The sequence below is a fragment of the Salinivibrio sp. MA427 genome, from assembly GCF_001996115.1.
Lineage (GTDB): Bacteria > Pseudomonadota > Gammaproteobacteria > Enterobacterales > Vibrionaceae > Salinivibrio > Salinivibrio costicola.
In genome coordinates this window covers 1-5,040 of sequence record NZ_MUFH01000196.1, presented here as the reverse complement: position 1 = coordinate 5,040, position 5,040 = coordinate 1, and the positions used below count along the sequence as shown (strand labels likewise).

The 5,040-nt window shown below is 48.4% G+C and carries 4 protein-coding genes, 1 tRNA gene and 1 pseudogene; 3 read left to right on the top strand and 3 right to left on the bottom strand.

Features of this window, described 5'->3' with window-relative positions; genetic code table 11:
* Nucleotides 1-210: 210 nt before the first annotated feature.
* The 3 genes from BZG79_RS11520 to BZG79_RS11510 all read right to left on the bottom strand — a co-directional run bounded on the left by BZG79_RS11520 (nucleotide 211) and on the right by BZG79_RS11510 (nucleotide 2,204).
* Nucleotides 211-429, bottom strand: a complete 219-nt coding sequence (locus tag BZG79_RS11520) for a hypothetical protein (protein ID WP_021023412.1) — start codon at nucleotides 427-429, stop codon at nucleotides 211-213.
* Nucleotides 430-504: 75 nt separating this feature from the next.
* A complete protein-coding gene (locus BZG79_RS11515) occupies nucleotides 505-1,965 on the bottom strand; it encodes a PLP-dependent aminotransferase family protein (protein WP_077774453.1) in 1,461 nt (486 codons plus the stop codon).
* A 152-nt stretch (nucleotides 1,966-2,117) separates the two neighbouring features.
* Nucleotides 2,118-2,204, bottom strand: a tRNA-Leu gene (locus BZG79_RS11510).
* A gap of 215 nt (nucleotides 2,205-2,419) precedes the next feature.
* Between BZG79_RS11510 and BZG79_RS11505 the strand changes: the two genes are divergently transcribed.
* From BZG79_RS11505 to BZG79_RS16135, 3 genes and pseudogenes are all read left to right on the top strand, one after another.
* Entirely contained in the window at nucleotides 2,420-2,905 is a 486-nt protein-coding gene (locus BZG79_RS11505) for an RDD family protein (RefSeq protein WP_077774452.1), read from the top strand.
* A 511-nt stretch (nucleotides 2,906-3,416) separates the two neighbouring features.
* Complete coding sequence (locus BZG79_RS11500; RefSeq protein ID WP_077459919.1) at nucleotides 3,417-4,859, top strand: YfcC family protein; 1,443 nt, start codon at nucleotides 3,417-3,419, stop codon at nucleotides 4,857-4,859.
* A 13-nt stretch (nucleotides 4,860-4,872) separates the two neighbouring features.
* Nucleotides 4,873-5,022 (top strand): annotated as a pseudogene (locus tag BZG79_RS16135) (YfcC family protein); the annotation flags it as partial.
* Between the last annotated feature and the right edge of the window lie 18 nt (nucleotides 5,023-5,040).

The window sequence follows — 5,040 nt, the reverse complement described above, 5'->3', positions numbered from 1 at the left end:
TCTCGTTGCCCCGTCGACAGGAAGCGCAGTATAGAGATCTCAGTTTTTACCGCAACCCCTAAATATAAAAAAAAAGCGCCTTGCTGCTCGTTTGTTCACAAAACAAACAAAAACAGACAAAAGGCCCCTTTTTCCGGTCGTTGAGAGCTTTTCTAGTCGTGGAGAGCGAGAGATGGCTGGTGCTCACGCTCCCTCAATACAAAAAAACAATTAGTGCAAGTGCGATTGTTGCCTTTCCTCCGCACGCTCTTTCGCTCGACAATAACGCACAGCGCCCCACGCCATGAGCAAAAGCACAAAAGGAATTGCGCCAGCGGTCCATTGCGCCCATGTGTAATAGGCAAGTGTTTCAATAATAATGATGTGGCCAAGGATCAGTAACGCTGCACAAATTATTGCGACCACCATCATGCTCATCTCTTGTTTCATCTTTTCCTCCCAAGCTGGTATTGCACATCCAGTTTAAAGGGAAAAGTGCCGTCGCGGCCTAGTACAAAGTGATCACTATTTAACTGGTACAGGTGACGCGGCGAGTAACGATGAGAGAGCCGTCGCAATCTGATTTAACCCATCACACTCGGCATCATTGTGCTCGAGCTCTCTTGTTACTTTTCCATCAATCGAGAGATTGAGACGAAAGCAATGATTAAACCGTCCATCTGTCGCAAACAATGCACCCGGGGCGATGGTCACACCAAACGGCCTTAACGCCTGAAACAGATCACGCGTATCGATGTTTTTATCCAATGTAACCCACAAAAAATAACCGCCTTTGGGTTCGCTAACCGAGGCACTGGCCGGTAAGATCGCTTTGAGTTGGGTGAGGACCTGGTTTTGACGAGTAGACAGCATTTCACGTAATCGGCGTAAGTGCGCGTCATAGCCGCCTTGTTTTAAGTAATCAGCAATCGCCAGTTGATTGGGCGCCCCTACGGCTAAGCTCGAAACGGACTGACGCTTCTCTATTTGCATCGCATAGCACCCTGCCGCGACCCAGCCCACTCGAAAACCAGGTGCAAGCTGTTTGGAGAAAGAGCCGCAATGTAAGACGCCGCCTTGCGCGTCATAGGCTTTTAAAGGCATGGGCCGTGAAGGGGTGAAATAGAGCTCACCATATACATCATCTTCGATAAGTGGGACTTGATGAGACGCAAGTAGGCTAACCACACGGGGCCGGTCATCATCTGGAATCGATGCCCCGGTAGGATTATGAAAGTTACTCATTAACCAGCATGCCGATACTTGGTGTGAGATTAAGGCGTGCTCAAGCGCATTTATATCAATACCAGAACTTGGATCAACCGATACAGCAACGGGTTCAAGTTGTAGCCTTTCAAGCGTTTGCAGTACCCCATAAAAAGCGGGTGCTTCGATAATGACTTTATCACCAGGTTGAGTGAGTGCGGCTAATGACAAACTTAATGCTTCTATTGCACCGTTGGTGATAATGATTTCGTCAATGCCAACTTTAATGCCTTGACGCAGATAGCGTTGGGCAATCAACCGACGCAGCCCAGTGTCACCGGGTGGTAAAATAGTAAAGTGGTCTGGATGTGAAGACTGACGAAGCACTCGCGCCATTGCCCGTCCCAAGGCTTGCATGGGGAACAGTTGAGGATCGGGAAATGCCGAACCAAATGGATAGCGCGTTCCTTGGTGACTAGCACTGATCACATCAAAGACATCCTGATGCGTGGAGAGCCATTGAGAATCAGCTTGCGGCCTCGCCAATACATGCTCTGCCAACTGGTTATAATGAGGGCGAACAAAAAAACCGGACCGAGGTCTCGCTTCAACCCAGCCATCAGCTTCCAACTGTTCATAAGCACGCATCACTGTCATTGGACTCACGCGCTGGAGACGGCTCATTTCTCTTACCGATGGGATCCGCTCGCCGACTTGCCAAACGCGCTGCTGGATTTGTGCTTCGATCCAACGAGCAATGTCTTGATAACGCACTTGCACCTTACTACTCCCTCTTTTTGCTTATCGAGGGATCATACCTTGGGCCGTCAGGATTAGCGGGATAGAATGTGGCGGATTGTGACTTGCACATCGCTTATGCGGGCGCATAACGAAAAAAGCCCCAGTCTTTAGACTGGGGCTTTTTTGGGATTTGGTGCCGAGAGAGGGACTTGAACCCTCACACCCGTTAAGGCGGCGGATTTTGAATCCGCTGCGTCTACCAATTCCGCCATCTCGGCAAGTGCGGCCAATTATACGTACCGCCCTTTCGAGTGCAAGCACAAAAAGCAAAAAAGTGTTTGTTCGCATTATTTTTAACCAACTCAGGACACTAAGATACACTTATGCAGAAAAAATCCCCATAGTTGGTCAAAAAACAACAGCCTAGTCTTACTCGCCAAGACAGTGTCTGTGCTAGGCTAGCATCGAATTGAATACTGGGATGTAAACACCAATGCAAACGTCTTCTATCGCTTGTCYAACCGCAGGTTTTTTTCGCCGCTTAGCGGCCTGGGTCTATGATATTCTCGTGGTTGCCGCACTTCTTATGCTTGCGGGGGGCGGCATGATGGCATTGCTCGCGATCGCACAAGCGCTCGGCATGTCTATCGCGCCCTACCAAGATATCAGTGACTTTCTCACCCATCACCCCATTGTTAACCCATTATATACAGCGTATTTAGCCTGTGTCATCGGTGGGTTCTATGGCTATTTTTGGTGTAAGGCAGGACAAACACTCGGGATGCGAGCATGGCGCCTGCGCCTGCAAAATACCGATGGCAGTAATATTCGCCCCACTCAGGCACTGATCCGCATGGCAACGGCCTGCTTTGGCCTTGGCAACCTCATTGTTATCTTCGATATCAATAATCGCGCTTTCCAAGACCATTTTTCTGAGTGCGATATGATTGTGCTGCCAAAACCCATCAAAAAGAAATAACGCCCTCATCAATAGGGCGCAAGTGCGCCCTTTCCTATGCGGACTTCGGTTTAAGCCAACCGCTAATTTGATTTAAAACAAGAAAAGCCTAATTATCTCACGTTGGAACCCTTGGTGTTTTATCCTGTTTTATTCATCATTAACGCCCACCACTTATGACTAATTAAGCAATCTGCTCACATAAACGCTATCGAGCAAAGGGATAATATCTGCCTTATGCTGCAAGTAGATACATTTTAATCAATAAAAACCCACCTTTCCCTTGACGAAAAAAAGGATAAGTACGCGTAAAAACCAACATAACATTCACTTTAAAATTTTAGCTCATCTTTTTTAATAAAAAGCCACATTTCCTTTTGTGAGATATCACCAAGAAGTCAGAAGCCTCTCGCTTTTACAATAAAGACAAAGCAAATGTTTATTGCTCAAAATAATAATGACGTGAAACTTAACGCTTTACCTCAACACGTGTAGTACGCCCCTGTACTGAGAAGAGGTATGAGGAGAAACCATGAGTAACCAGAGTGTTCCTGAGAAAAAAGGTTGGTTTGCCAATCTGAAGTTCCCATCCGCTTATACGATACTGTTTATTCTTATTGCCGTCGTTGCCGCCCTAAGTTGGGTCGTACCCGCAGGGCAATACGACCGCACCATGAACGAAGAGCTTGGTCAAGAAGTCCCTGTATCAGGCACTTATCAGCAAGTTGAGAGTAATCCGCAAGGCATCGTGGATGTCCTTTTAGCCCCCATTGATGGCTTTTATAATCACCAAACTTATGAAGCGGCGGCCATTGATGTCTCCCTGTTTATTCTTATTATTGGCGGCTTTTTAGGGCTGGTGACGAAAACGGGCGCTATTGATGCTGGTATTGAGCGGGTCACCAAACGCTTGGAAGGGCGCGAAGAGTGGATGATCCCTATCTTGATGGGCCTATTTGCCGCAGGGGGCACCATCTACGGGATGGCTGAAGAATCACTCCCCTTCTATACCTTGCTTGTGCCTGTGATGATGGCCGCACGTTTTGATCCTGTCGTTGCCGCTGCCACCGTGCTACTTGGCGCAGGTATTGGCACATTAGGCTCAACCATTAACCCGTTTGCGACTGTGATTGCYGCCAATGCCGCAGGCATTCCTTTTACCGACGGTATTCTGCTGCGCCTCGCCATTTTGGCCATTGGTTGGCTCATTTGTGTCGCTTATGTCATGCGCTATGCTCGAAAAGTACGCGCTGACCAAAGCCAATCCATTGTTTATGACCAGTATGAAAGTAATAAAAAGCATTTCCTTGGCGAGCACGATGATAATCAAAGCCTAGACTTCACCGCCACACGTAAGGTCATCCTTACCGTTTTTGCCGGTGCATTCGCGGTCATGATTTATGGCGTCTCCTCGCTCGGATGGTGGATGGCCGAGATCTCAGCCGTGTTCTTAGGGGCCGCCATTATCATTGGTCTTATTGCGCGCATGAGTGAAGAGGAAATCACCACCAGCTTTATAGATGGGGCGAGAGACCTACTTGGTGTAGCGCTGATCATCGGTATTGCGCGCGGTATTGTGGTGATCATGGACAAAGGCATGATCACCGACACCATACTGAATAGCGCGGAAAGCCTAGTATCGGGCTTGTCGTCATTTGTGTTTATCAATGTGATGTATTGGCTTGAAGTACTTCTGTCTTTCTTGGTGCCCTCATCATCAGGACTGGCTGTTCTAACCATGCCAATCATGGCGCCCCTCGCTGATTTCGCCAACGTCGGTCGCGAATTAGTCGTCACCGCTTACCAGTCAGCCTCTGGCTTGGTCAACCTAGTGACTCCGACGTCTGGCGTGGTCATGGGCGGCTTAGCCATTGCGCGTGTACCCTATGCGAAATGGATAAAATGGGTTGCTCCCCTGCTTGGCATTTTAACTATCATGATTATGGTTATGCTCAGCGTCGGTGTCATGCTGTAAACACTATCACCGCAACACAGTGACTCCGACGTCTGGCGTGGTCATGGGCGGCTTAGCCATTGCGCGTGTACCCTATGCGAAATGGATAAAATGGGTTGCTCCCCTGCTTGGCATTTTAACTATCATGATTATGGTTATGCTCAGCGTCGGTGTCATGCTGTAAACACTATCACCGCAACAC

Coding starts and splice junctions, on each gene's coding strand:
- BZG79_RS11520 (WP_021023412.1), bottom strand. CDS start 429: ATGAAACAAGAGATGAGCATGATGGTGGTCGCAATAATTTGTGCAGCG.